Genomic DNA, 26,276 nt, shown 5'->3' with positions numbered 1-26,276 from the left:
AAGGAAACTTGAAACATGATAAGATAAATAAATGCCATTATTTTTTGTTTTCAAACTAAGAGTATAAAAAACAAGTAAAAAGAGCATTAAAATGATCGGAAACGTTTCCGAAACCGAGCAATAACTATGGATTACACTTCATTTATTAATCACTATTTTTAATTCAAAGGCGGACCAATGAAAAATGTTACCATAAAAGATGTGGCTGAAAAACTAAACGTTTCTATTTCGTCCGTTTCAAGAGCCTTCAATAATACACATGATATTAAAAAAGAAACACGGGAACGTATCTTGAAAACAGCAACGGAAATGGGTTATTACCCAAACCCTATCGCTCAGAAATTAGTCCGGAATAAAACTTATAACATTGGAGTGGTAGTGCCGGAATTTATAAATGAATACTACTCGGAGGTGATTAGGGGTGTTCAAGATGTTTTGGTCGAAACTGGTTATCAGGTTCTAATAATGGAGTCTGACAACAAAGTTGAAAGAGAGCTGAAAAACGTTAAAACTCTAATGCAAAACATGATGGATGGTTTGGTAATATGCCCTTCAGTTAAAAGCGGTAATTTGGATTATTATCTTAATGAAATCAACACGGGGTATCCCATCGTGTTTTTAAATCGAATTGAACAAAATTTTCCAGCCAAAAAAGTACTTTTCAATAATGCGAAATGGAGTTTTTTTGCGACCGAACATCTTATTTATCAAGGATACAAAAGAATATACCATTTATCGGGAAGCAATGATCTAGGGATAACAAAAGATCGCACTCATGGTTTTATTAGGGCTATGGAAAAGCATAATTTTTCAAAAAACAATTACAAAGTGATAGAAACGGGTATTTTATCAGAAGAAGCTATGGCTATAGTTCAACGGCTAATAGATCAGAATGACTTGCCAGATGCCTTTATGTGTGTTAATGATCTTGTTGCACTAAGTACAATTTCTGTTTTAAAGCAAAATCAGATAGAGGTACCAAAAGATATTGGTGTAATCGGATTTACGGAGACGAAAATAGCGAATTTGGTTTCTCCAAAATTAAGTAGTGTTAAGCAACCCACATTTGAAATGGGAAAAGCAGCGGCCGAAATGTTAATGAAATTAATTAATAATGAAGCTATATCGTCCGATACCATTATGCTAAATGGTATTTTAAACATACGAGAATCTTCAGTGAAACAAAAAAGACCATTACATCAGTAAAGGTCTTTTTTGTTGTGGTTACCGTGGCAGCATTGTTCTAAAACCATTGCGTTCCTTTCTGAAAATGCAAGGCCTGCATCACTTTGGAGGTGTGCTTTCATTTCAACTATAATGAATCTACATTTTTTAGATTCAGATGTTTAGCAGATGTATAAAGTTTCATAATAGGCTTGTTTTATATCTATTTGCTAAAGTGAACTTAAATTTTGTTTACGGCTTTAAAACGCCCGACCAATTTGTTAACTTTGTGATAGTGAACAAACTATTTTCAATATCGTTATCTTTTTTAGTCCTATTACAAAGTTTTGGGTTGCACTTTGATGATTTGGTACAAATTGATGAGTTTGTTGAACATGCCCAATTTCACAGCGAACAATACGGAGATAATGTTATTGTGTTTATTTCCAAACATTATGGCAAACTAAAAGCTGACCATGATAAAGAACACCAAGAAGAAAAGCAGGAACATGAAGAGCTCCCTTTTCAACATCAATCCCATACTTCCTGTCTAACAGATTTTACCTTAAATACGTTCATTGCAGAATTTAAGGGACCTGAATTTTCAGAATCTGACCTTGCAAATTTTTACTATCAAGCGTCTTTATCTTCCCTTCATTCTGAAGGGCTATTTCAACCACCTCGGCTTTCATAAAGTAATCAGAAGTATTCATTTTAGCCCTTGGTCAAAAATATTGACCTGGAGCAATTCACGTTGATTATATTATGAAAAAATGCTATCACACATTATTAAATTCAGTATAAGGAACAAGTTTATTGTTCTATTGTTCACAATCTTTATTATTGGGTTTGGGTTGTATTCGCTATCACAAATATCCATCGGTGCCGTACCCGATGTAACCAACAATCAGGTTCAAGTGATCACAACATCCAGAAATCTATCAACTCAGGATATGGAGCAATTCATTACATATCCCGTTGAGTTGGAAATGGCTAATCTGCCGGGTGTACAAGAAATTCGTTCTATTTCTAAATTTGGAATATCTGTTGTTACCATTGTCTTTGAAGATAAGATGGGAACCTTTCTGCCTAGACAGCTTATTGCCGAAAAAATCAAATCCGCATCTGAGAAAATTCCTGAAGGCTTTGGTACTCCAGAAATGGGGCCAATTACCACTGGTCTTGGCGAAATCTATCAATATATTCTGGATGTAAAACCTGAATTTAAGGACAAGTACACCGCTACAGATTTACGAACCATCCAAGATTGGATTGTAAAGCGGCAACTCTCGGGCATACCCGGAGTAGTTGAGGTCAATACGTGGGGTGGTTTTTTAAAACAATATGAAGTAGCAATCAATACCGAGAAGCTGAATGCGATGAATATTACGGCGCATGATGTTTTTTCCGCTTTGGAAATGAACAATAGTGTTTCCGGTGGAGGATATATTGAGAAAGTAAACCAGGCATTTTTTATTCGTGGTGAAGGACTGGTTTCTTCACTTGATGATATCAAAAATATCGTGGTAAAAAATGACAATGGAATTCCCATTTATGTAAAAGATGTCGCCAATGTCGGCTTTGGAAGTGCAACACGTTTTGGAGCCATTACCGGAAATGGTGAAGGTGAAAAAGTACTGGGGCAGGTGATGATGCTCAAGAATGCGAACTCAAAAAAAGTTATTGAAGCTGTAAAAGAACGTGTTGCTTCCATTTCAAAATCATTGCCGGAAGGTGTTTATATCAACGCTTTTCTTGATCGTAGCGAGCTCATTACAAAAACTACTTTTACAGTTACCGAGAATCTGATTCTGGGATGTCTCATTGTAATATTCGTTGTGGTACTGCTTCTGGGTAATTTCCGCTCAGGACTGGTTGTGGCGTCGGTCATTCCTTTATGTTTATTGTTTGCTCTGTCTCTGATGTACCTCTTTGGCGTTGATGCCAATTTAATGAGTTTAGGCGCTATTGATTTCGGAATCATTATAGACGGCGCAGTAATTATTGTTGAGTTCATTGCTTTTCAAATTACACAAAAGAAGGATGAGATCAACGCTTTCGCTAAAGCTGAAAGACAGGCTTTAAAAGATAAGATCACTTTCTCAGGAGCTTCAAACATGATGAACTCCGCCATCTTCGGTCAGCTTATTATTTTAATTGTTTTTATACCGGTTTTATCATTGAGTGGGGTAGAAGGAAAAATGTTCAAGCCTATGGCATTGACATTCAGTTTTGCACTTATTGGAGCAATGATCTTTTGCTTTACATATGTTCCGGTTGTAGCTTCCATATTCCTGAAGCCCTCTAATACCACTGATAAAAATATATCGGTACGGTTAATGAAATGGATCAACAAAATGTATGACCCTGTTATCCATTGGGCATTGCAAAGTAAGAAGTTGGTACTGGGAATCGCTACGGCACTTCTAGCTATTTCAATCTATCTGTATACTTCCATGGGCAGCGAATTTGTACCAACCTTGGATGAAGGTGATTTTGTGATTCAACCCGTATTGAAAACCGGAACTTCGTTAAGCAATACGGTAAAAATCACCACTGAAATTGAAAAAATACTTTTAAAAGAATTTCCAGAAGTTAAGCAAGTGGTCACACGTATAGGAGCTGCGGAAGTGCCTACGGACCCCATGTCTATGGAAGAAAGCGATGTCATTATCGTACTTAAACCTAAAAGTGAATGGACATCCGCATCGTCTAAAGATCAGTTGGCAGACAAGTTTAAAAAGGCGCTGGAAGTTATTCCAGGAATGGAAGTAGAGTTTACCCAACCCATAGAAATGCGATTCAATGAGCTCATTACCGGAGTGCGTGCCGATATTGCCATTAAGATTTTTGGGGAGGATTTGGAGGTTCTGGCAAAAAAAGGCAACGAGATAGGCACTTTGATAGAAAATGTAAACGGAGCTGCGGATATTACTGTGGAAAAAATAGCCGGATTACCAGAAATGAGTGTACGCTATAATCGTGCTAAAATTGCCCGATATGGCCTCAATATTCAAGAGTTGAATGATATGGTGTCTATGGGATTTGCCGGAAAATCAGCTGGGAGTGTTTTTGAAGGTGAAAAACGGTTCGATTTGGTGGTTCGATTGGATAAACAGAAACGTCAAGACATCAACGATCTCAAGAATCTGTATGTCGATTTACCGGCTGGTGGAAAGGTGCCGTTAAGTGAATTGGCAGATATCAGTTATAAAAAGGGAGCTGCAAAAATTTCCCGCGATGATACTAGAAGAAGAATTGTTGTGGGAATCAATGTGCGTAATCGCGACCTGCAATCCGTGGTTGATGATATACAAGATTTAATAGATTCAAATGTAAAATTGCCTGTGGGCTATACCATTACCTATGGTGGCCAGTTTGAAAATTTGCAGAGCGCTAAATCAAGATTGATGGTTGCGGTACCCATCGCCTTGATTCTAATATTCGTGCTACTATATTTTGCCTTTAAATCGGTTAAGGAAGCCTTAATGATTTATTCAGCGATTCCGCTGGCCGCCGTAGGCGGTGTTTTGTTATTATGGATTCGTGGTTTACCGTTTAGCATTTCCGCAGGAGTAGGTTTTATTGCTCTGTTTGGAATTGCAGTGTTGAATGGAATTGTATTGATAGAGCATTTTAAAGAACTAAAACAACAAGGATTTGAAAATATGGAAACCTTAATCAAGCAAGGCACAAAAGATAGATTACGAGCTGTATTGTTAACCGCATCGGCAGCTGCGCTGGGGTTCTTGCCCATGGCAATTTCCACCAGTGCAGGAGCTGAGGTACAACGTCCCTTGGCAACAGTTGTCATAGGAGGGTTAATAACGGCCACATTATTGACCTTGGTGGTATTGCCGGTGCTATATGCTTATTTGAATACAGATCAAAAAGAGCGTAGCACTTCTGATAAAGGAACGGTAACCGGCCTGAGTGTAGTTGCATTATTGTTTTCCATTACCACAACTGCCCAACAAAAGCCTAAAACTTTGCAAGAGCTTATTCCCATGGCCATTGAGAACAATATAGGCCTCAAGGCCAGTCAATTAAAGGTAGAACAATCAGATGCCCTGATCAATAGCGCATTTAGTTTTGATAAAACACAATTGTATTATCAATTTGATAAGAACAATTTGGCAATGAACGATGAGCCGCTTAGAGTATTTGGTTTTCAGCAGGATTTTCGCTTTCCGACCGTATATTTTTCAGAAAAGAAGGTGAATAAAGCGTATTACAATGTTGTTTCCAGTACCTATGACATTCAGAAAAAAGGACTGGAAAGAAAAGTAACGGCCAAATATTATGAATATCAAATCGCTAGGGAAAAGGAACAGGTCTATCAAAGATTGGACAGCTTGTATGCCAATTTTTCCAAGGTGGCCGCTCGGCGATTTGAACTTGGGGAAACCAACTATCTGGAAAAAATAACGGCATCATCCAAACAGAAACAAATACAACTTAAATATGCGCAGACGCAAAAGGATGTGGCAATTGCCTATATGGGCCTCCTCAAAACCATACAATTGGACGATAGCATCCAAATTGCAGGTGAACTTGTGCTAAAAATCCCATTAATAAAATTGGATATAAACAGCAGTCCCGAAATCAGGTTCCAACAAAATAAAATTTCTTTATCCGAGGCGGAAAAACGTTTTAAAAGGCAGCAATTGTTGCCCGATATTGGTTTTGAGTATTTTCAAGGAACAAATTCTACGCTCAACGAAAGTTTGTCCGGATATCAATTTGGGGTTAAAATACCTATTCTTTTTAGTGGCCAATCATCACGAATCAAAGCGGCGCGCTTTGCTGAAGATGCCTCAATCGCAGAGTCCAATGAATATAAAATACAACTGAATGCAAAATGGAATACACTCAAAATAACGTTGACACAACTTCAAGAAACACTGGAGTATTATGAAAATGAGGGCACGGCACTTTCAGATGAAATTTTAAAAACGGCCAGTGGTAGTTTCAGGAACGGGGAAATCGATTTTTATCAGTACATCCAAAGTTTGGAAAGTGCTTATGAAATAAAATTGGATTATTTGGATAAACTCCAACAGTATAACCAAACCGCGATCGCCATCAATTTCCTAACCTTATAAATACATTGTTATGATACAAAACATATATAAAATAATAGTATTAAGTCTTGTTTTTACCCTATCTAGTTGCGGTGGAAAAAACAAATCAACTGATGCTGAGTTTGGAAACAAGGAACAAATAGATAAGCGTATCCAAGTTACGCAATCCCAATTTGAACAGAATAGAATGGCATTGGGAAGTTTGGAAGAAATGCTATTTCCAACCAGTATTAATGTTAATGGGATGATTGATGTGCCTCCAGGCAACAGGGTTGTGGTAAATGCGTCCATGGGCGGGTATATTAAAACTGCTCCCTTACTTATTGGGGATAAGGTTCGCAAAGGCCAGGTACTGGTCACTATTGAAAATCCTGAATTTGTGGCCCTTCAACAGGAATATATGGAAGTTAATGGCCAGCTTTCCTATTTGAAAGCTGAATACGCCAGACAGAAAACCATGACCGAAGAGAATATCACCTCACAAAAAAACTACTTAAAGGCTGAAAGCGATTATAAAACAGCGGTTGCAAAACACACCGGTTTGGGAAAACAGTTGCAAATGCTCAATATTTCGACTTCAATTGTCTTACAAGGTAATTTCAGTTCTGTAGCAACCATTTACGCTCCTATTTCGGGTAGTATTACGCAAATGAACGTGACAAAAGGAATGTACGTTTCCCCTGCAACTTCTATTTTGGAAATTATTGATAACGATCATATTCACCTTGAACTAGCAGTTTTTGAGAAGGATATTATGAAGGTAAAAAAAGGTCAGGAAATTGACTTTAGCATTCCAGAAGCATCAACGGAAACTTTTAAAGCAGAAGTACATCTTGTGGGAACCGCAATAGAAGAAAACCGAACGATAAAAGTACACGGACATCTAGAGAATGAATCAGAAAACAATTTTTTGACAGGAATGTTCGTAGAGGCACGTATTTTTATTGATTTTGAAACTGCTAAGACATTGCCCAGTGAAGCTGTTATCGAGCTGGATGAAATCACTTATGTATTGGTATTGGATAAAAAGGAAGGAGATACGTATTATTTTAATCAACAAGAAGTTACAGTAAAATCAATATCGCAAGGTTATACGGCTATTGAAAACACAGATGGCTTTAGGGCAAACGCACAATTTTTAACTAAGGGAGCTTTTAGTTTGCTGGGAAATTGAACTATTGGATTTTGGTTACTAAAGTTTAAGTAGACCTGGGATTAATTACCCCATAACTATAAGTTCGTTGCCACAACAAACGTTCAATTTATAAGACTAACATTTTCAAAACTAAGTTTCAAACAATAATCTAAAAGTTTAAAGGAACCATTCAAATGGTAAATTTTTGTATTAACGATAGAAAACTGATTATTATCAAATAATGATCGATAATTAAGCAGTATTTTTTGTAAATAAAAACTTGGAATCATATTACTTAGATAACAATGATGAACTATTGATCACCTAGTTTTTTTCTTAACTTTGATTATGGCAGAATCTAAAGTCAAATCTGGCAGTAGTAAAGAATACAATTACGAAGATGTTTTGGCTGGTTTGCACAAGGAACTAGTAAACCTTCAAGAATGGATAAAATCCCAAGGATTAAAGGTGGTGATTGTTTTTGAAGGGAGGGATGCTTCGGGTAAAGGAGGAACGATCAAGAGAATTACCGAACCCTTGAATCCACGTATATGTAGGGTGGTCGCATTAGGAATACCTACAGAAAAAGAGAAGTCCCAATGGTATTTTCAAAGGTATGTAGCTCACTTGCCTGCTGCAGGTGAGATGGTACTTTTTGATCGAAGTTGGTATAACAGGGCAGGGGTGGAAAAAGTAATGGGTTTTTGTTCTGATGATGAGTACGATGAGTTTTTGAGATCTTGTCCGGATTTTGAGCGCATGCTTGTTCGATCGAATATCATAATTTTAAAATACTGGTTTTCAGTAAGTGATGAGGAGCAAGAAAAGCGCTTTAAAAGTCGTATTGAAGATCCTTTGAAGCGATGGAAATTTAGTCCCATGGATTTGGTGTCGCGATCTAAATGGTTGGAGTACTCAAAAGCTAAAGATGATATGTTTGCACATACCGATACCAAACAAGTACCTTGGTATGTGGTGAATGCCGACAATAAGAAAAAAGCACGATTAAACTGTATTAGTCATATCTTAAGTCAGATTCCGTATGAAAAAATGGATTTTCCAACTACAAAGCTACCTCCTTTGCTTAAAGATGTAGGCTATGTGCGCCCTCCAATGGAGTATCAAACCTTTGTGCCTGAAAAATACTGAATGGAACCGTCACGACAATAAGTCAAAACATTCTTTCAGAACTAATCAATGGGTCATTGAAAGGGGGTAAACTCAATTTTCTTCGTTGGGTTGTCCAAATACCTTACGCATTTGGAGTATTGAAGGATCAACTTGTAAGGCAGGATTACTTTCATTAAAAGAAATCATCAATTGAGGTTGTAAGTAATTTGCATTATACTTACTTTGGACTAACAAGTAGATATTTGACGGAATGAACCCTACACTGCCATTCCAAAGGGTCATCATATGATAAAATGGTAAAAAAGTCAATTTTCTATATTTTCTTATTTGTACTTGCCGTTGTTTTATTTTTCAATCCAAACTTCAAAACAATTACGGCCGGTATTGCTGTTTTACTTTTTGGGATGATCATGCTGGAGGAAGGGTTTAAAGTTTATGCCAAAGGCCCTCTTCAAAAAATCTTAAAAAAAGCGACCAGCAAACTATACAAAGCAATTACAACCGGTGCCTTGGTCACTGCCTTTATTCAATCAAGTTCATTGGTGTCAGTAATTACGATTTCTTTCATAAGTGCCGGATTGATTAACCTAAGCGGTGGAATGGGATTGATTTTTGGGGCAAATATAGGAACTACTACGACTGCTTGGCTTGTGGCAGGTTTTGGCTTAAAAATAAAGATATCGACCTTGGCAATGCCCATGCTTGTATTTGGAATTATTTTTTCATTACAAAAAAAGGTTTCATTAAAGGGAATAGGGAGTGTCCTGGCCGGATTGGGATTTTTCTTCTTGGGAGTCCACTATATGAAAGAGGGTTTTGATGTGTTCAAGGAGTATATAGATCTTACCCAATATGCAATTCCAGGGTTCTTGGGGATAGTAGTTTATACTGGAGTTGGTATTTTAATAACCACAATTCTTCAGTCGAGCAGTGCAACATTGGCGTTGATTTTGACCGCTTTGGCAGCTGGACAAATTGAATATGAGAATGCCCTGGCCCTGGCCATAGGAGCAAATATTGGAACCACTATTACGGCAGTTTTGGGCTCCTTAGGTTCTAACATTGCGGGGAAAAGGTTGGCAGGAGCACATTTAATATTCAATCTAATTACCGGGATAGTTGCATTGGCCATCATATTCCCACTTGCAGACCTGGTAAATTATCTTTCAGATGTGTTTGGTATTTCAAGCGGTGACTTTACGCTTAAATTGGCATTGTTCCACACAATTTTTAATGTTTTGGGCGTAATCACTATGCTACCGTTTATAAAGATGATCGAAAGATTCTTAATGAAGTTTTTCCGGGAAACGGATGATAAGGGAATAGAGGTTCCCAAATACCTGAACGAAAGTGTTTTGAAGTTTCCCGGCACCGTAGTTTCAGCACTCATTAAAGAATCAAAGTACTTGTTTGAAAATGCAGTGTTTGAGATTGTCACACACGCCCTTAATATCCATAGAGGGGATATAAAATCAAGTTTGAGACCAAAAGAAATTATTGAGAACTCCAAAGAAGATTTAAAAACCGATGTTCGCGACCTTTACTATAACAAGGTAAAGACCATTTATGGTGAGATAATCAGGTATGCAACTACCGCACAGAGCACTTTGAAGATGGGTAAAGATCAAAATGATAGAATCTCCGAGATTATTATTGCCAATCGCAAGATGGTGGAGATTATAAAGGCCGTTTTGGAAATTAGCATTAATCTATCTCAATACCTGGATTCAGACAATGTTCATTTGGTTAAGGAATACAATAAGTTTCGAAAAAAAATTGTAAAAGTTCTCCGTGTTATATATCTGTTCAGAACCCATGAAGATAAGGAAAGGCATTATGCCAAACTTTTGGTGCTCAGAAACAGAGCAAAAGAGGGGAAGCATTTGACCAACAAATCCATCAATACGCTCATAGCGAAAAATTTGATCACCGCAGATATGGCTTCTTCCCTTGTGAATGATAAAGACAATCTGAACGAAATCATTAAAAACTTGATTTCGGTGGCAGAACTGCTCTATGGAGAAAAGGATTCTTTATTGGAAAATGGAAAAGAAAAAAAGCAAAAAAATTTGGATATGACCGTTGCCTAATATTCCTAACGGTTTGTTATTCATCTACTTCAAACATCTTTATTGACCGATCATGTTCATCATAATACAGATTTAGAATATTCATATTGGCCAGTATTAAGTCTTTGGTTTCCAAAAGAATGCTAAAATAGAGTGTGGTGTTCTTAGGACTGGAATCTTCGGTTCGTGTACGTTCGACCTGTCTTTGAATGGACTCTTGAACACGATTTAACAACATTTGTTTTTCTTCAATAATACCGGGTACAATTATATCAAAACTACGGGAGTCAAATACAGCCCTAATTTCTGAGAAAAGATGAACCAACCTTTCATTGATGTCCAAGAGCTCTTCGGCTTGTTTTTTCTTCAATACCCTGTGATTATTATTTACATGCTTATGGCTGACTCTTGTAATTAAACTTGATGATTGGGCCACATCCTGTATGCTACCAATGACATCGATATAGAATTTACTGGCTCCTAAATATGAATCGTCCAAATCTTTGATGAAGTAGAAAATATCGTTTTGCAGTTCTTCTATTTCGGACTCTAGCTTTACAACCATCAACTTTGCCTTTTTGAGGAGGTCTAAGTCTTGATTGATTAATCCAACGATAGTATTGTGGTTTATTTTACTTACTCTTTTTAGGGCCTTGGAGATATTGTCCGCACTTTCTTCTATAACACCATGTATAGACTTACTTTCGGCCTTATTTAAGCTATCTTCAGCTTTGACATCCCTAGTCTTTTTAGTATGCTTAATGTAATTTCTGGTTAATAATAAGACCGCTAGCAACAACAATACGGCAATCATGGTTCCACCACCTAAATGGATAAGATAGGCGACGGTACCGGCGGCAATAAAAGCACTGATGGCGGTAAAGAACCAGCCTCCAATAACATTGAGGACACCGGCTACGCGATACACAGCACTTTCGCTACCCCACGCCCTATCTGCCAACGAAGTACCCATTGCTACCATAAAAGTTACATAGGTGGTGGACAAAGGTAGTTTCATTGATGTCGCAATAGAAATCAAAACACTAGCCACCATTAGGTTTACGGCTGCACGTACCATGTCAAATGCAGGTAGTTCATGTGTTTTCCCTTTAGGTAATTCAATAACAGGTTTCTCAAATTGTTTTTCTATTTTTTCTTGGATGGTATTGGGAAGAACAGTTGCTGTATATTTGGAAACCAGCATTGAAAAACGCACTATGTTTCGTGACAAAAAGTTAGGTTCAAAGCGTTCATGAGTCTCCGATTGACTTGAAAGGTCAATTGAGGTTTTAACCACTCTTCTTGCCTTACTTGAAAACCAAAGTGTCAACACCATAATCAAACCAGCAAATAAGAGAAGTAATGTTGGTGTAGGAACTTTACTGCCTAAAACGTCCATGGGGAATTCGCTTGCAGGTATTCCCGAAGCTAACCAAGCTTCATAAGATTGCCACGCAGCGATGGGAACACCAATGAAGTTTACCAAATCATTGCCGGCAAAGGCCAATGCCAGAGCAAATGTACCTACTGCAATGATAAGCTTGTAAATATTCTTTTTGAGAAATTTGACCACAAAATAGGATAGTAAAGTCCATATTACAAAGCTTATGGCTACGATTAAGGCTGTTTTTCCTTGTATTATGGGTTTGATTTCAAGGTAATAATCGGTCCCTTTCAAACCTTTGATGAAAATAAAATAAGTGATTGCCGCTAAAGCGATTCCGCCAAAAACTGCTCCCACCCATTTCGATCTTCTTTCGAAATTAAAGGAAAGCAGTGCACGTGAAACATATTGCACAAGTGCACCAACGGAAAAGGCCACTACTACAGAAAGTAAGATGCCAAGAATGATTTCTGTTGCCTTTGCAGTGTTGATATAGTTGTAAATTTCTGAAATGGAACCATTATCGGCCCCAATTTTTATGATGGCCATGGCCACTGCTGCGCCCAGTAATTCAAAAACTATGGATACCGTGGTTGATGTTGGCATGCCAAGAGTGTTGAAAAAATCCAACAAAAGGATGTCCGTAATCATTACCGCCATAAAAATAATCATGATCTCGCTGAAGTAAAATTCGCCAGGGACAAAGATTCCCTTTCTGGCAACTTCCATAAGACCACTTGAAAAAACCGCACCGATACCAATGCCCAGACTGGCAACGATCATCATGGACCTGAATGAAATGGCTTTTGAGCCTATGGCAGAATTCAAAAAATTAACAGCATCGTTGCTGACCCCTACCACAAGATCGGCGATTGCCAAAACGGCAAGTGCAATTATCATCAGAAAGTATATGTTGTCCAAAACCTAAGATCAGTTAGTACGAGCGATAAATATTAAAAAAACAATTAATTAACTATATGACCATTGTCATATTTTAAATGAGTGTCCAACTGAAATTGTCTCTTAATATATGTCATCGGTAATATGATATTACTGATAAAGTAAATGGGTTCGCTTTTTCAGTTTATCGGCTCTATCTATTTAAAAGACCAGTGATGTTTTTTCAAAACCTACAAGTTACCGGCAAGAATTTTTCCAAAAGGCATCGGTTGTTGTTGCATACCTTATAATTTGCCGATTTCTGTACATTTATAAAAGCGAGAATTGTTATTTGCTGAAATCCTGCAACAGCTACAGCCGTTTTTAAGGATCTACTCTGTTAAATCACTGGATTTATTTGAGAAGTCTCTCTTTTATGGTCTCTTTTAGTAGTTTCGTTAATTCACCTTTTACGGGACACATTCGATTCACTAAACCCACCGTTTTGTGTTATTAAAATAACCTTTAGATGAATATTAGGTATGTTTAGAAATAGGTATGGGAAATTGAACTATTGGATTTTGGTTATTAAAGTTTAAGTAGACCTGGGATTAATTACCCCATAACTATAAGTTCGTTGCCACAACAAATGTTCCTTTTACAATCCCCGTGGCATATTAGATATCAGGAAACCTGATATCTAAAGTTTTAATCGAATAATAATAAAGGGAATAAATCCATTATATTCAATTAATATCCGTTTCTTTATCAAACTTTATAGACTATCCACGAAAATTGAGCCAGTCTTGAAATAAAAAGAGAGCCCTCTCCATTGTCATTTTCCAATTATCATTTGGGGCCCATTCTAAGCTATTTTTTGAAAGTTTCAACATTCATGTACCAAATGCCGTAAAGGCCTGCGTTGTTACTGCTTTTGCACTACCTGCGATTGGGAAAGTGATTTTGTGCATTCATAGTTCCTATATACGGACAACTGTTTTGTAATTGAACGAAATAAATATTATTGGATATGCTTATAACCAAAATTGTTCCTGGTGAGAATATTGAAAGAGCCCTGAAAAGGTACAAACGAAAGTTCAAGAAAACGCAGCGTATGAAACGAATTAAAGATGTTGGGGAGTTCAAAAAAGAATCCAAGTTGCGAAGGGATAAAGTGGCCAGGGCAGTCTATCGAGATAAGTTTTTGAGGTCAATGGAAGGGTGATATTATGGCTTTCGAAAACTTACCTTCTTGGTCAAATAAATTGGCACCATCGAAATTACACAAAGCAACAATCCCAAAGGCAACGGAAACCTGATTTACATCCGAAGCGGGTTATGATTAAGCACCAAATACCATGAGGCCACTTTCAATAGCAAAACAAGTTACCAATAGGGATGGTGAATCACTTAAAAGATATCTGGTTGATGTAAGCCGTATCCCCATGATTACGGAAGACGAGGAAGTCGCATTGGCAATTCTTATAAGAAAGGGCGACGATTTGGCCCTTGAAAAGTTGGTCAATTCCAATTTAAGATTTGTTATATCCGTGGCCAAACAATATCAAGGTCGGGGTTTGAAATTACTTGATTTGATTAATGAGGGAAATCTCGGATTGGTTAGGGCCGCAGCCCGATTCGATGAGACCCGTGGGTTTAAATTCATTTCCTATGCCGTTTGGTGGATACGTCAAGGGATACTTCAGGCGTTAACAGAAACCACTAGAATGGTGAGATTGCCTTTGAATAAAATAAGCGTGATCAACAAAATAACCAAAGCTTCCTCCAATTTCGAACAGATTCACCAACGGCTCCCATATGCTGAAGAAATCTCGGATATGATTGACGTTTCCCTTGCTGAGGTGCAACTCTGCATAAAACATTCCATGTGGCCCATGTCAATGGATGAAACATTAAATACCGAAGGTGACAACTTTACGTTGTATGAAGTTTTAAGTTCGGGCAATTTAGATAGCCCTGAAAAGGGTCTTATTGAAAATTCATTAAGAACAGAATTGGAGGGGTTGCTCGATATCCTTTCAGATCGTGAGACCTACGTGATCCAGAAGTATTATGGCATAGGAACCAATAATGCAATGGGAATGGATCAAATTGCCTACCAACTAGGCATTACGAAGGAACGGATAAGGCAGATAAAAACGAGGGCATTGTTACGTTTGAGGGAGTCCTCAAAGTGCGATTTCCTTAAGGAATATTTGGAATAGGTCCCGTTTTTTGAATAATTGATTTATCCAAAAGAACATATCTCATTTTTAATCTTCAAATATCTTTTCTTATTGGACTCAACGGTCAAATAATGATTTTGTGTTCATACATCAAAATACCATTTATTGACTACCTTTAAAGAGCAATTACTTTAACTTTTTTCAAAGGGCATTAGAATCCTATTAGTCAGTCAGAAAACCTGTTTTTAACTGGGCAGGATTTAAGATGTAAAAGCTCATTGATTTTTACGCACCAGCTAAGTGACCACCTTTACTTTTAAACTAAGTATATGAGATTATACATAAAATATATGGTCAGTCTTCGCTGTAAAATGTTGGTAAAGGAAGAATTAATAAAGTTGGGACTGGACTACGTTATATTGAATCTAGGCATGGTTGAAACGATAGGGGAAATTACTCATGAAAAGCGAATTCAACTTAAGAATAATCTGCTCAAGTCCGGATTGGAATTGTTGGATGATAAGAGGAGTATATTAATCGAAAGAATAAAAAATGTAATAGTTGAAATGGTTCATTACAATGATGAAATTCCAAAAACAAATTATTCTGGTTATTTAAGCGAAGAATTGGGATACGACTACACCTATTTGTCGAATACATTTTCTGAAGTGCAAGGAATCACCATACAGCATTATATCATCAAACATAAAATTGAAAAAGTAAAGGAATTATTGCTATATGATGAGTTCAACTTGACCGAAATAGCCTATAAACTTCATTACAGCAGCCCATCGCATTTGTCAAATCAGTTTAAAAAGATTACTGGTCTCACCCCGTCTTTTTTCAAAAAAATGAAGAAAAAAAGACAGCAAAATTTGGAGAACCTGTGATATATGTAAGGTTCACAAATATTTATATAGCAAAATCCCCATGATTCTGTAGCATCTTTACACGCTGTAATGATTTTAATGAACAGGACTAATACAACATGCATGGACATATTCGAAAAGAACAATTTGGTTTACGATATTCTTAAAAAATTAAGAAATGTCTTTAGGCCTGTATTCGATAATACAAGCCAAGAAACTGCAAAGTGGAAGGAATTGGAGAAAAACCTAAAACCAGATTTGATAAAAATCAAAGAATAATTTAAGGCAATGTAATAATATTACCATTGCAAAAGGAGAAAGAAAATTTGATTTGTTGTTAAGTGCTTTTAGATCATTTAAAAGCCCAAAAAAGAGCAGGAACTAAAAAACACTGCTCTTTTTTCGTAAAAAGGCAAAAGGACTGGTATTGCCGTAACCATTGTTTTTGCGAAGCAAATTTATATCGAAAGCAGCAATGATAAATTATACTCCATGAGAAAATGCGCTATCTGTTTTGTGCTTTTTTTAATAATGTTGGTGATTGCCGTTTCACTTCTATAAATCAATAAATAATAAAAACTATGTCGAGAGAAAAAGAAGGAAAACAAAAATCAGGAAAAACAGCACCATCAAGTACGGCTAAAGAGAAAAAGGCCGCCAAAAGGGCAAAACGGAATGCCAAAAACAGAGCGGAATAAGAAGAAAAAGGAAAACATATTAAACCTTATTGCTCAACCGTGGAAAATGATGAATTTGAAGAATCCAAGAAGTTTAACTTGGTAGATGTACTAGAGTATATTCCTAATACGATAGTGGTAAAAAACATATTGGTCGAAAACAACTGTGTAATACAGGCATTTGTATTCGATTATGGCAAAGTGCAATCTTATGAGAAATCCCCTTTTTCACGTTTTATTTACATAATTGACGGTAAAGCGGAAGTAGTTATCAATGATAACTCCACCTTTATGCAAAAAGGAGACTCGATAATTATACCAGGGCATTCCAACAGTTCAATAGAAGCAAATCATAAATTCAAGATGATTTGTACTACTATAAAGGACTAACAATAGCGCATGAATGTATAATAGGGAATTGGTACAATGGCAAAACGGTTTGAAATAGGAGAGGTAGTATGTGCTAAGGTAAGTACTTCAATTGTATTTATTGGGCGATTGTATGCTCGCAGAATCTATTATTGAACCCTTCAGAATCAACCTAACGATAATCAACAGGTTTGTTTTGATAGGGAATTAAAACCTTATGAAGGTGGCACTATCGATGCGGACAACTAAATAATAAAACTTATGAGAGCTAAGGCTTTAATTTATTGCGAAAATGAATTTGGCCGTATTGACGGTAAAGTGGCCAATGGACTTATTCGACAATCGGAGACCTATGATATTGTTGGGGTTATCGATAGTTCGAAGGCTGGTCAGGATGCGGGAGAATATCTTGATGGAGTAAAAAATGCCATTCCCATTTTCGAAAGTATAGCACTTGCCCTAGAAGAATTAAGCACTATTCCGAAATATTTTATCTATGGTATTGCCCCGCTCGCTTCCTTTTTAAACGATGAACAAAAAGAAATTATTCTTACCGCTATGAAAAGTGGGATGAATATCGTTAACGGTCTTCCTGAATTTTTTAACGAGAATACCCAATTTACCCGTATGGCTCGCAATTATGGAGTAACTATACTGGATGTTAGGAAACCACCAAAACGTGAAGACCTCCATAATTTTTCGGGACGCATTCAAGAAGTAAAGGTTCCGATAATTACGGTAATGGGAACGGACTGTGCGGTGGGCAAAAGAACTACCGCATTAGCAGTAGTGGAAGCCTTACGGAATGAAGGTCTGAACGCCGTCTTTGTGACCACTGGTCAGACAGGCTTGCTCCAAGGCTCCAAATACGGAGTTGCCATAGATGTCTTAACATCAGGGTTTGCTACCGGCGAAGTTGAAAACGCCATCTTAAATGCCTATGAGCAAGAAGAACCTGAGGTCATCGTTGTTGAAGGCCAGGGTGCATTAAGTCATCCTGCATTTACTTCCTCAAGTGCCATTATTCGTGGTGCAATGCCGGATGCAATAATCATACAGCATCCTCCAAAACGAAAAAACTATTGTGACTATCCCAAAATCCCATTGTTGGATTTGGTAGAGGAGATTGAAATGATAGAAATATTCTCCAAATCAAAGGTCATAGCAATCACCATTAACCATGAAAAAATGACCCCTGCTGAAGTGAACCAAATCGTAGAGGAGTATGAATCAGAATATAATCTGCCAGTTGCAGATGTCCTGATACACGGATGTGATAAACTGGTAAAGGAGTTGGTCAAAACATTTCCAGAGTTAAAGAGAGAGTCGGTGTTGGTTTGAATCTTCCTAGGATAGATATAGACTTAGGAAAAATTGCCCATAATATACAACAGTTGAAAACGCTCTATGGTTCTAAGGGAATCGATATAATAGGAGTAACCAAAGTGATTGGGGGCAACCCAATAATTGCTGACATCTTGGTCAAAAATGGTATTGAAGTTCTGGCAGACTCTAGAATTTCGAATATTATAAAAATGCGCAAAGCGGGTATTCGGGCGCAATACCTATTGCTCAGAACACCTGCACTCAGTCAGGTAGAGGACGTAGTTATCCATACGCACATAAGTCTAAATTCTGAATTGATAGTTCTAAAAAAACTTTCGGAATATGCATTAAGAAACCATATCATACATAAGGTTGTTCTTATGGTGGAGCTTGGAGACTTACGGGAAGGGATTATGCCCTCGGAAATGAGTGCCATTGTAAAAGAAGTGCTAAACTTGGAAGGCCTGGCCTTGGTAGGCATAGGAACGAATCTTGCATGCTTTGGCGGAATAAGCCCTGATGCAGACAAAATGAACCAGTTGTCTTCAATAGCTATGCGTTTGGAAGAAAAATTCAAAATTACCCTAGCAATGGTGTCCGGCGGAAACTCTGCAAATTACAACTGGTTTAAGTCTTCAAAAGATGTGGGCAGAATAAATAGCTTACGATTGGGCGAATCTATTTTTTTAGGTAGGGAAGCACTTTGTAGAAAACCGATACCAGGACTTTTTACAGATATCTTTACTTTACTGGCCGAGGTTATCGAAGCAAAACGAAAACCATCACAACCCTATGGGGAATTATATCAAAATGCGAATGGTGATACCCCTAAGTTTGAGAACAAAGGCTTGATGGATAGGGCAGTTCTCGCGATTGGAATGCAAGATGTCATGATTTCAGGAATTACTCCAAAACAAAAAATAATTGTGTTGGGTGCTAGTAGTGATCACATGTTGATAGATAATACCGAAACAAGTTTAAAAGTGGGTGATACCGTAGCCTTCGACCTCAATTATTGTGCGCTATTAAGGGCATTTGGCACCCCAAACATTTCAAAAAACACGATCAACCTATATGAATGTGCAAGCATACTGTGACGCGATCGAGACAAAAGACCTTCAGCATAAACTTTTAGTCCCCTCTATTTGGATTCGAGAAAATCATTCACAACTGGTGAGTTTGCTGGACACGAATTTTAATTTGATTTTTGAACCATCAATTTTGGAAGATTATCAATACTTGGTCCGGGAAGCTATTATCGAAAAAATAGGCCGAATCAGCAAAGTATTGGACCAGCAAGATAAAATTCTGATAATTCGCTCCACTTGGAGGTCTTTTGAACATCAACGACTTCTTTGGGAGATTACATTTGCTTCCTTTAAAAAAAAATATCCAGAAAAATCGGATGGCGATATTAAAAAAATCATTAGTTATTTCATCGCTCCCTCTACAAAGTCCATGCATGTGACCGGCGGTGCAGTGGACGCTTTGATCTATGATAAGATCGAAGATTGTGTAATGAATTTTGGCACCAACAACGGATTAGAGATTGACCTTTCAAAAAAGTGCTATCCCTACTATCCGGGTATTAGTCCCGAAGCGAAGAAAAATAGAGCCCTGCTGATTAATTTATTTGAAGATGAAGATTTTGTATGTGACCTAAAGGAGTATTGGCATTTTGATTATGGTAATACCATTTGGGCCATTGAAAAAGAAAAGGAGTTTGCCATTTATGGGCCGATAACCTAAATTGTGTTGATAGGTTGTTAAAAGTAACGGTGTGTATCGATCAATGGCACAATTACTAAAAAAAGGGCTTTCGCCCCTTTTTAAATATTTCTGGTTCTTAAGAAAACCGTATGAGCTTCAAGGCAGTATGCCTACGGCTATTTTTCCAGCTCTCATGACGAGCCAATGGCCTGTCAAAAACAATGTTGCTGTCTCCAGGTCCTTTTTTTGTCTGCTTCATTATTCCTTCTCTATTTACTTATTGTGACGGGCGCAATACGCACCCTTATCTACACATCTTATAAGACGTAAAGATAGTCTAACGTAACATGATTAAGGTAAGTTTAACACGACAATAACCCTTATAAACTGGTTATACAAGTTATTTAAGGTTTTTTAATTCCGACTCTGCTCACCTGTCGAGAGAACTCTTCCAAAGTCCATTGTCCCAGATAACTGTAGCTCACTCTTAGAACGCCTTATTGAAGCTAAAATGCCCTTTGGGTTCAAAAAAAGTCTCCGCTAGGGGCGAAATGACCCATTGCTTTCTTTTGTTCGGAAATCACCTCTTTTTTAAGACAGCAAACTTTTAAGCAGCCAGTCTCAAGGTGAATAGCTTCATATCCCCACTTTACAATGTGTGATTTATGTAAGATTGTCTTGGATTGGTACAACATGCTTGGATACATGAAATCCTACCTTTAGAATTAAACCTGATTACTATGGATAATGACCCTATGGGCGACATAAAGAACATACTGAAAAAAGGTCAATGGAGAAATCTGTTCATTATTGGTGCATTGATAACATTACTGTTTGCATTTAAACCATGGGTTCAGATTGGTGCAGGTGAGCGAGGAGTTGTCCAGAATTTTGGTGCCGTGCAGGAGAACGTGTTGAATGAGGGAATCCATTTCAAAATACCAATTGTACAGACCGTCATTCTAATGGACGTGAAAATTCAAAAGGCGATGACAGATGCAGCTTCTTCTTCATCTGATTTGCAGGATGTGGATTTATCCGTGGCCCTCAATTATCACATCATACCCAATAAAGCTAACTTGGTTTATCAAACAATTGGGGTGAAATTTAAGGAGCGTATCATCGACCCTGCCATTCAAGAAGTAATGAAAGCTGTTTCAGCCAGATATACTGCAGAGGAATTGATTACCAAGAGGCCGGCCGTGAGTACTGAAATGCAACAAGCACTCACTTCAAGATTGCTGGCATCGAACATATCGGTTGACGCCTTTTCGATTATCTCATTTAGTTTTTCCCAAACCTTTACCGATGCCATTGAGGCAAAACAAACTGCAGAGCAAAATGCACTAAAGGCAAAAAGGGACTTGGATAGGATAAAGGTTGAAGCAGAGCAGACCATTGCCGCGGCAACAGCCGAAGCCGAAGCATTACGGTTACAAAAAATGAATATTTCACCCGATCTTATTGAACTCAGGAAGATTGAAGCAAATCTTAAGGCCATAGAAAAATGGAACGGGATTTTACCTGAGGTAACGGGTGCTGGAGCAATTCCTTTTATTGGTGTGGGTGATGCAATTAAAAATAAATGATGGGAATGTCTGGGAATTTGAATACGGAATCCATGATTATGATGCTATTGTTTATTCACATGACAGTGGGCATCATTAGAGGGCTATATAGATATCATATGATTGAAAAGCACCAATACAATTATTATGGTGACCCACCAATGAAACTTATGGGCAAACTAGCACACAACTGGCTGAATGGCACTTTCAGTTCAACAACTCTTCTTATTTCAGTTTTGTTGGCTTTTCTGTTTTTTTTATTCTTTTGAAGAATGAATTAATTAGATTGGCAAGTTCTTCCCCCCAGGATTTGTTCCACTTATAAGCCGGAACTTGTTTAACAATGGGAAAACAGCAAACGAAAATTAAAATGCCATCCTAAAAGGATGGCATTTTAACTATTCTGGAAAATAAGAGATTATTTGACCAATTCTACATTGACTGCGTTCATTCCCTTTTCACCTCTTTCCACTGTGAATTTCACGTTGTCGTTCTCGCGAATTTCATCGATAAGGCCACTCTGGTGTACAAAAACATCTTCTTCTGAATCTGCTGGTTTGATAAAGCCAAATCCCTTGGCGTTATTAAAAAATTTTACTGTTCCTTCTTGCATTACTTTATATTTATTGTTTACTATTTTATTTAATGTTTGTATTATAATATTCATTGTTCTTCACTTTATTGTCTTAGAAATTGAGATTTGATTGTGTAGGAATGGGCTGCATTTTCCCCAACTTGCGCAAAATTCCAATATGATCCGCAATGGCAGCAGCAAATGTTTTTTTTGTATGATAGGGTATCCCATATTCCCTAGCGGTTTGAGCAACTATACCTGATATTTTTTTATAATGTATGTGACAGATATTTGGCAACAAGTGATGTTCTATTTGATAGTTCAACCCTCCAATCAACCATGAGAAAAACCGGCTTTTGGGTGAAAAATTGGTGGTGGTTGCCAACTGGTGTGCATACCAATCACCTTCAATCGTCCCATCTTTATCCGGTAAGGGAAATTCGGTACTGGGCATAATATGTGCCACTTGGAAGACAATACTGATCAAAAGACCAGTTACAAGGTGCATACTCAGAAATGCCAAGATGATTATCCATGGAGCCAGGGGTACTAGTAACAATGGTATGATTAAGGCATAGGAATAGTACAATAGTTTCCAGCCGGCTATCATTATTATTTCATTTCTAAATTCATTCTTTTTATCGAGGAACCCCATCTTCCTATAACGGAAAAGTCGGATGAAATCTTTGGCTGTGACCCATGAAATTGTCGACAGACCGTAGAAGAACCATACATACAAATGTTGAAACCTGTGCAGCCTATTTTTTTGGGCATGGGGTGAGAAACGTAGAAAAAAGGGCGTATTTATATCGTCATCCGCTCCTTCTATATTCGTATAAGTATGGTGGAGTACATTGTGTTGGATTTTCCAAACTGTGGCGTTTGCGCCGATCAGGTTCATGGTGTAGCCCAAGTACCTGTTTACTTTTTGATGTTTGGAATACGAGCCATGTATGGCATCATGCATGATGCCCATTCCAATTCCCGCCATTCCAATTCCACTTGTGATGTACAGCATAAAAAGAAGCCATGGACTGGACACAAGGCCAATATTAATCATGACCAATGGAGCGAAGAACAAGGTAAGCATTGTCATGGTCTTTGTGATCATGCTTTTGTTGGCATACTTACTGATGTTGTTTGTTTTGAAATAATTGTTCACCCTCTTTCTTAATGTCCTTGAGAAATCAGTGTTTGTTCTTTTTGAAAATTTTGGGTTTTTGATACTACTTCTAATTTTGTTTTGAATCCTCTCTAGCCTAAGGCATAAGAATCTTGGATAAGCATAAAAAACTTGAGGTACGTGGAGAAAATCTAATGGTGAAGACTTGTCTTATTGTGAAAACTGTATCCCGACCACATTCGCTACCCCTACGTTTAGCTTAATATGTTTTTTGCACTATTGCTTTAAAAAAATGAAGAGAGCTGAAAATAAATCGAGAATTGGGTAAGACTAAATGAATCTGGGCTTTCTGAATTTTAACTTCACAAAGATACCCGTAATTTGTGTAACATACCCCCAATTATATGTTAAATACTGATATTCAATATTTTAAGATATATAATATAGGTAACTGGCATAAGTTGGAATTGGATTATTAGCGTGTTTTTTAGGCGTTTCTATTCAAGGCCGTTTTATGGACCTCTTTAATAAGGTAGTTTTCCTATTGTCCCAATGTCTAATTCCGATGAAATTAAAGCATTAGGAAACCGGAGGGATTGTTTGATAAAACAAGCCGACTGAATGAACGGACTATAATTGCAAAGTGGTTAAAGTTCAAATAAACGATGATTCACTACATCGATTTTATTATTTTTTGAGTCTATATAGATGTACTTTACATCTATATAAACAAGTTGGTGGTCATTAATGTAACAAAAGGAAGAATCTATGAATACAGAAGACAATCATGGTTTTTCTACAGAATAAATAAAATCTTCTTTTAGAAATCATCTTATGTTTAAAAACTTAAAAATAGTAGAACTGGCTAGCGTTTTGGCTGGTCCTTTAACAGGGACTTTCTTTGCGGAATTAGGTGCTAAAGTTATTAAAATAGAAAACAAACTTACTAATGGAGATGTTACAAGAACATGGAAACTCCCAACTGAATCCAAAGAAAGATCTATCTCTGCTTATTATTGTGCTGCAAATTTCTCGAAAGAGAGCCTATTACTTAATATTACGGATATCTTAGACTATAAGATCTTAATTGATCATATAAAGGATGCTGACATTGTCATAACCAACTATAAACCAAGTACTTCCAGAAAACTTAAATTGGGTTATGATGATTTGAAACAATACAATCCATCTCTCATTTATGCAGAACTTACAGGATTTGGTGATGACCAATCAAGACCGGCATTTGATGTTGTATTACAGGCTGAAACCGGGTTTATGTTTATGAACGGTGAACCAAATAGAAACCCTGTAAAAATGCCAGTTGCTTTAATTGATATACTTGCCGCCCACCATTTAAAAGAAGCTATTCTATGTGCAATTATTAACAAGTTAAACACAGGTAAAGGAAAACATATCAAAGTTTCACTCTACGAGAGTGCTTTAGCGTCATTGGCAAATCAAGCCACTAACTGGTTAATGGAAGAGCATATTCCACAACCTATGGGAACCCAGCATCCCAACATTGCACCATATGGAGATATGTATATTACAAGAGATGGTAAATTACTCGTTTTGGCCATTGGTTCTGATAAGCAATTTGAAAACTTATGTAGTCTTTTAAGAATAGAATTTGATGAGTTTGGAACGAATGCCCAACGAGTATCTAAAAGAGAAGCTTTAAACAGTAAAATTAGTGAATGTATAGTCCAAAAAACATCGAGGCATTGGGTTTCTAATCTTGAACTAAGAAACATTCCTTATGGCATTGTCAAAAACATGCGAGAAGTTTTTGAAGATAGAAATGCAAAAAAAATGTTGCTTCATGAAATTATCGAAGGTTTTGAAACTGTTAGAGTGAAAACAGCGCTTGTTTAGCAGTTGATGAATGAAGTATCACTAACTAGAACCAAATCTAGAAGTTTAAAAAAGAAGCCAAACCGTGATCGAGGATTTTCCGTGAATCTTGAAACATTGATGCATTGTTTCCAAACTTTAGGTTACTGAATTTCAAATAACTTTCCGTTTAAAAACCATCGCCCCGGCCCTTTAACACTTATTGCACATTGTTTTAGTGGATTCTGAAAAGTGGGCACCGAATCGTCCGCCGAATTGCACGGTTTTATATGATATCAGATGGATTTGGCAAAAATGGAAAAGTCTGTAAATCATTGATTTACAGACTTTTCGAATTTAGATGATAATCCTGAGTGACCGCGGCAGGATTCAAACCTGCAACCTTCTGAGCCGTAATCAGATGCGCTATTCAGTTGCGCCACGCGGCCTTTTTAATGGGGTGCAAATATATTTCTTTTTAACTTTACAACAAAACCACCTCATCCAAAAAATCTATGGATTTTAAAGCTTTCGTCCGGGATGTAACTGACTTTCCCAAACCCGGAATCATTTTCAAGGATATTACCCCCCTTTTAAATAATCCACAAGTATTGAATGCAACAAGCAATGCGCTGTTCGAACTGGTTGAGGGCAAGCAGATAGATAAAGTTGTTGGGGTAGACAGTAGGGGGTTTATTTTTGCCCCAATGCTGGCATCAAAACTTAATGCAGGTTTTGTTCCAGTTCGTAAAAAAGGGAAGTTACCTTATAAAACCGTTTCTGAACCTTATGCTTTGGAGTATGGCGAGGGCATTTTGGAAATTCACACAGATGCTATAGAACCCGGCGAAAAAGTTTTGATACACGATGATGTATTGGCTACGGGAGGAACGGCAGCTGCTGTATGCAAATTGGTCGAAAAATTAGGCGGTGAAGTGGTGCAATGCAATTTTTTAGTACAACTTACCTTTTTGAATGGAGTGGATATGCTTAAAGGGCGTGAGATAAAATCACTACTTCAATACTAATCCAATGCCCTTGTCGTGACAAAATAGCGCCAGCCGATTATTGCCAACTGTAATTTGGATGCACTGGAAAGGTCCAATTGGCGTTTGGTGTACGAAGGAAGAATGACCTTGTTGACTTTTGCCAAGATTTTATAGAACATAACTTTTGTAGTTGGTCAATGCAAAGA

At 37.4% G+C, this 26,276-nt stretch carries 21 protein-coding genes and 1 tRNA gene; 17 read left to right on the top strand and 5 right to left on the bottom strand.

The window, feature by feature from the left end:
* Nucleotides 1-177 precede the first annotated feature (177 nt).
* The 6 genes from IAG46_RS06255 (at nucleotide 178) to IAG46_RS06230 (ending at nucleotide 10,604) form a co-directional block, all read left to right on the top strand.
* On the top strand, nucleotides 178-1,206 hold the full coding sequence (locus IAG46_RS06255; RefSeq protein WP_190809446.1) for a LacI family DNA-binding transcriptional regulator: 1,029 nt from the start codon (nucleotides 178-180) through the stop codon (nucleotides 1,204-1,206).
* 253 nt (nucleotides 1,207-1,459) lie between these two features.
* Nucleotides 1,460-1,858 carry a hypothetical protein gene (locus IAG46_RS06250; protein ID WP_190809445.1) on the top strand — a complete coding sequence of 133 codons (399 nt, stop codon included), beginning with the start codon at nucleotides 1,460-1,462 and terminating at the stop codon, nucleotides 1,856-1,858.
* 79 nt (nucleotides 1,859-1,937) lie between these two features.
* The gene (locus IAG46_RS06245) at nucleotides 1,938-6,269 is read left to right on the top strand and encodes a CusA/CzcA family heavy metal efflux RND transporter (protein ID WP_190809444.1); all 4,332 of its coding nucleotides are present in this window, start codon (nucleotides 1,938-1,940) and stop codon (nucleotides 6,267-6,269) included.
* Between the two features lie 10 nt (nucleotides 6,270-6,279).
* Complete coding sequence (locus IAG46_RS06240) at nucleotides 6,280-7,422, top strand: efflux RND transporter periplasmic adaptor subunit (RefSeq protein ID WP_190809443.1); 1,143 nt, start codon at nucleotides 6,280-6,282, stop codon at nucleotides 7,420-7,422.
* 309 nt (nucleotides 7,423-7,731) lie between these two features.
* Nucleotides 7,732-8,532, top strand: coding sequence for a polyphosphate kinase 2 (gene ppk2 / locus IAG46_RS06235; protein WP_190809442.1), 801 nt, complete (start codon nucleotides 7,732-7,734; stop codon nucleotides 8,530-8,532).
* 275 nt (nucleotides 8,533-8,807) lie between these two features.
* The gene (locus IAG46_RS06230) at nucleotides 8,808-10,604 is read left to right on the top strand and encodes a Na/Pi cotransporter family protein (RefSeq protein ID WP_190809441.1); all 1,797 of its coding nucleotides are present in this window, start codon (nucleotides 8,808-8,810) and stop codon (nucleotides 10,602-10,604) included.
* A 16-nt stretch (nucleotides 10,605-10,620) separates the two neighbouring features.
* Here the strand turns inward: IAG46_RS06230 and IAG46_RS06225 are convergent, their stop codons facing one another.
* Complete coding sequence (locus IAG46_RS06225; RefSeq protein ID WP_223826593.1) at nucleotides 10,621-12,867, bottom strand: inorganic phosphate transporter; 2,247 nt, start codon at nucleotides 12,865-12,867, stop codon at nucleotides 10,621-10,623.
* A 1,009-nt stretch (nucleotides 12,868-13,876) separates the two neighbouring features.
* On the opposite strand from IAG46_RS06225, the gene IAG46_RS06220 reads away from it, so the two are divergent.
* From IAG46_RS06220 to IAG46_RS06180, 9 genes are all read left to right on the top strand, one after another.
* On the top strand, nucleotides 13,877-14,071 hold the full coding sequence (locus tag IAG46_RS06220) for a 30S ribosomal protein S21 (RefSeq protein ID WP_190809439.1): 195 nt from the start codon (nucleotides 13,877-13,879) through the stop codon (nucleotides 14,069-14,071).
* 133 nt (nucleotides 14,072-14,204) lie between these two features.
* Nucleotides 14,205-15,071, top strand: a complete 867-nt coding sequence (locus IAG46_RS06215) for an RNA polymerase sigma factor RpoD/SigA (RefSeq protein WP_190809438.1) — start codon at nucleotides 14,205-14,207, stop codon at nucleotides 15,069-15,071.
* A gap of 290 nt (nucleotides 15,072-15,361) precedes the next feature.
* Complete coding sequence (locus IAG46_RS06210) at nucleotides 15,362-15,922, top strand: AraC family transcriptional regulator (RefSeq protein WP_190809437.1); 561 nt, start codon at nucleotides 15,362-15,364, stop codon at nucleotides 15,920-15,922.
* 102 nt (nucleotides 15,923-16,024) lie between these two features.
* Nucleotides 16,025-16,180, top strand: a complete 156-nt coding sequence (locus IAG46_RS06205; protein ID WP_190809436.1) for a hypothetical protein — start codon at nucleotides 16,025-16,027, stop codon at nucleotides 16,178-16,180.
* Between the two features lie 458 nt (nucleotides 16,181-16,638).
* Entirely contained in the window at nucleotides 16,639-16,968 is a 330-nt protein-coding gene (locus IAG46_RS06200) for a cupin domain-containing protein (protein ID WP_190809435.1), read from the top strand.
* Between the two features lie 240 nt (nucleotides 16,969-17,208).
* Nucleotides 17,209-18,288 carry a DUF1611 domain-containing protein gene (locus IAG46_RS06195; protein WP_190809434.1) on the top strand — a complete coding sequence of 360 codons (1,080 nt, stop codon included), beginning with the start codon at nucleotides 17,209-17,211 and terminating at the stop codon, nucleotides 18,286-18,288.
* A complete protein-coding gene (locus IAG46_RS06190) occupies nucleotides 18,285-19,370 on the top strand; it encodes an alanine/ornithine racemase family PLP-dependent enzyme (protein ID WP_190809433.1) in 1,086 nt (361 codons plus the stop codon). Before IAG46_RS06195 ends, IAG46_RS06190 begins: the two co-directional genes overlap by 4 nt.
* Complete coding sequence (locus IAG46_RS06185; RefSeq protein ID WP_190809432.1) at nucleotides 19,348-20,022, top strand: M15 family metallopeptidase; 675 nt, start codon at nucleotides 19,348-19,350, stop codon at nucleotides 20,020-20,022. Before IAG46_RS06190 ends, IAG46_RS06185 begins: the two co-directional genes overlap by 23 nt.
* A gap of 701 nt (nucleotides 20,023-20,723) precedes the next feature.
* Nucleotides 20,724-21,572: a prohibitin family protein gene (locus IAG46_RS06180; RefSeq protein WP_190809431.1), complete on the top strand. Its 849-nt coding sequence runs from the start codon at nucleotides 20,724-20,726 to the stop codon at nucleotides 21,570-21,572.
* 397 nt (nucleotides 21,573-21,969) lie between these two features.
* On the opposite strand, the gene IAG46_RS06175 is transcribed toward IAG46_RS06180, so the two are convergent.
* A complete protein-coding gene (locus IAG46_RS06175; RefSeq protein ID WP_190809770.1) occupies nucleotides 21,970-22,164 on the bottom strand; it encodes a cold-shock protein in 195 nt (64 codons plus the stop codon).
* A gap of 73 nt (nucleotides 22,165-22,237) precedes the next feature.
* Nucleotides 22,238-23,236: an acyl-CoA desaturase gene (locus IAG46_RS06170; protein ID WP_223826592.1), complete on the bottom strand. Its 999-nt coding sequence runs from the start codon at nucleotides 23,234-23,236 to the stop codon at nucleotides 22,238-22,240.
* Between the two features lie 846 nt (nucleotides 23,237-24,082).
* Here IAG46_RS06170 and IAG46_RS06165 point away from each other — a divergent pair.
* Nucleotides 24,083-25,123: a CaiB/BaiF CoA-transferase family protein gene (locus IAG46_RS06165; protein ID WP_190809430.1), complete on the top strand. Its 1,041-nt coding sequence runs from the start codon at nucleotides 24,083-24,085 to the stop codon at nucleotides 25,121-25,123.
* 333 nt (nucleotides 25,124-25,456) lie between these two features.
* Here IAG46_RS06165 and IAG46_RS06160 read toward each other — a convergent pair.
* Nucleotides 25,457-25,530, bottom strand: a tRNA-Arg gene (locus IAG46_RS06160).
* Between the two features lie 66 nt (nucleotides 25,531-25,596).
* Between IAG46_RS06160 and IAG46_RS06155 the strand changes: the two genes are divergently transcribed.
* A complete protein-coding gene (locus IAG46_RS06155) occupies nucleotides 25,597-26,109 on the top strand; it encodes an adenine phosphoribosyltransferase (RefSeq protein ID WP_190809429.1) in 513 nt (170 codons plus the stop codon).
* Here the strand turns inward: IAG46_RS06155 and IAG46_RS06150 are convergent.
* Nucleotides 26,106-26,249 (bottom strand): SsrA-binding protein, encoded by a 144-nt coding sequence (locus tag IAG46_RS06150; protein ID WP_190809428.1) that lies wholly within the window; start codon nucleotides 26,247-26,249, stop codon nucleotides 26,106-26,108. The genes IAG46_RS06155 and IAG46_RS06150 overlap by 4 nt on opposite strands.
* Between the last annotated feature and the right edge of the window lie 27 nt (nucleotides 26,250-26,276).

Origin of the sequence: Flagellimonas sp. S3867, assembly GCF_014698935.1 — a bacterium.
Lineage (GTDB): Bacteria > Bacteroidota > Bacteroidia > Flavobacteriales > Flavobacteriaceae > Flagellimonas.
Note: the sequence above shows the minus strand (reverse complement) of the source record. Positions and strands in the feature narration are given on the sequence as shown.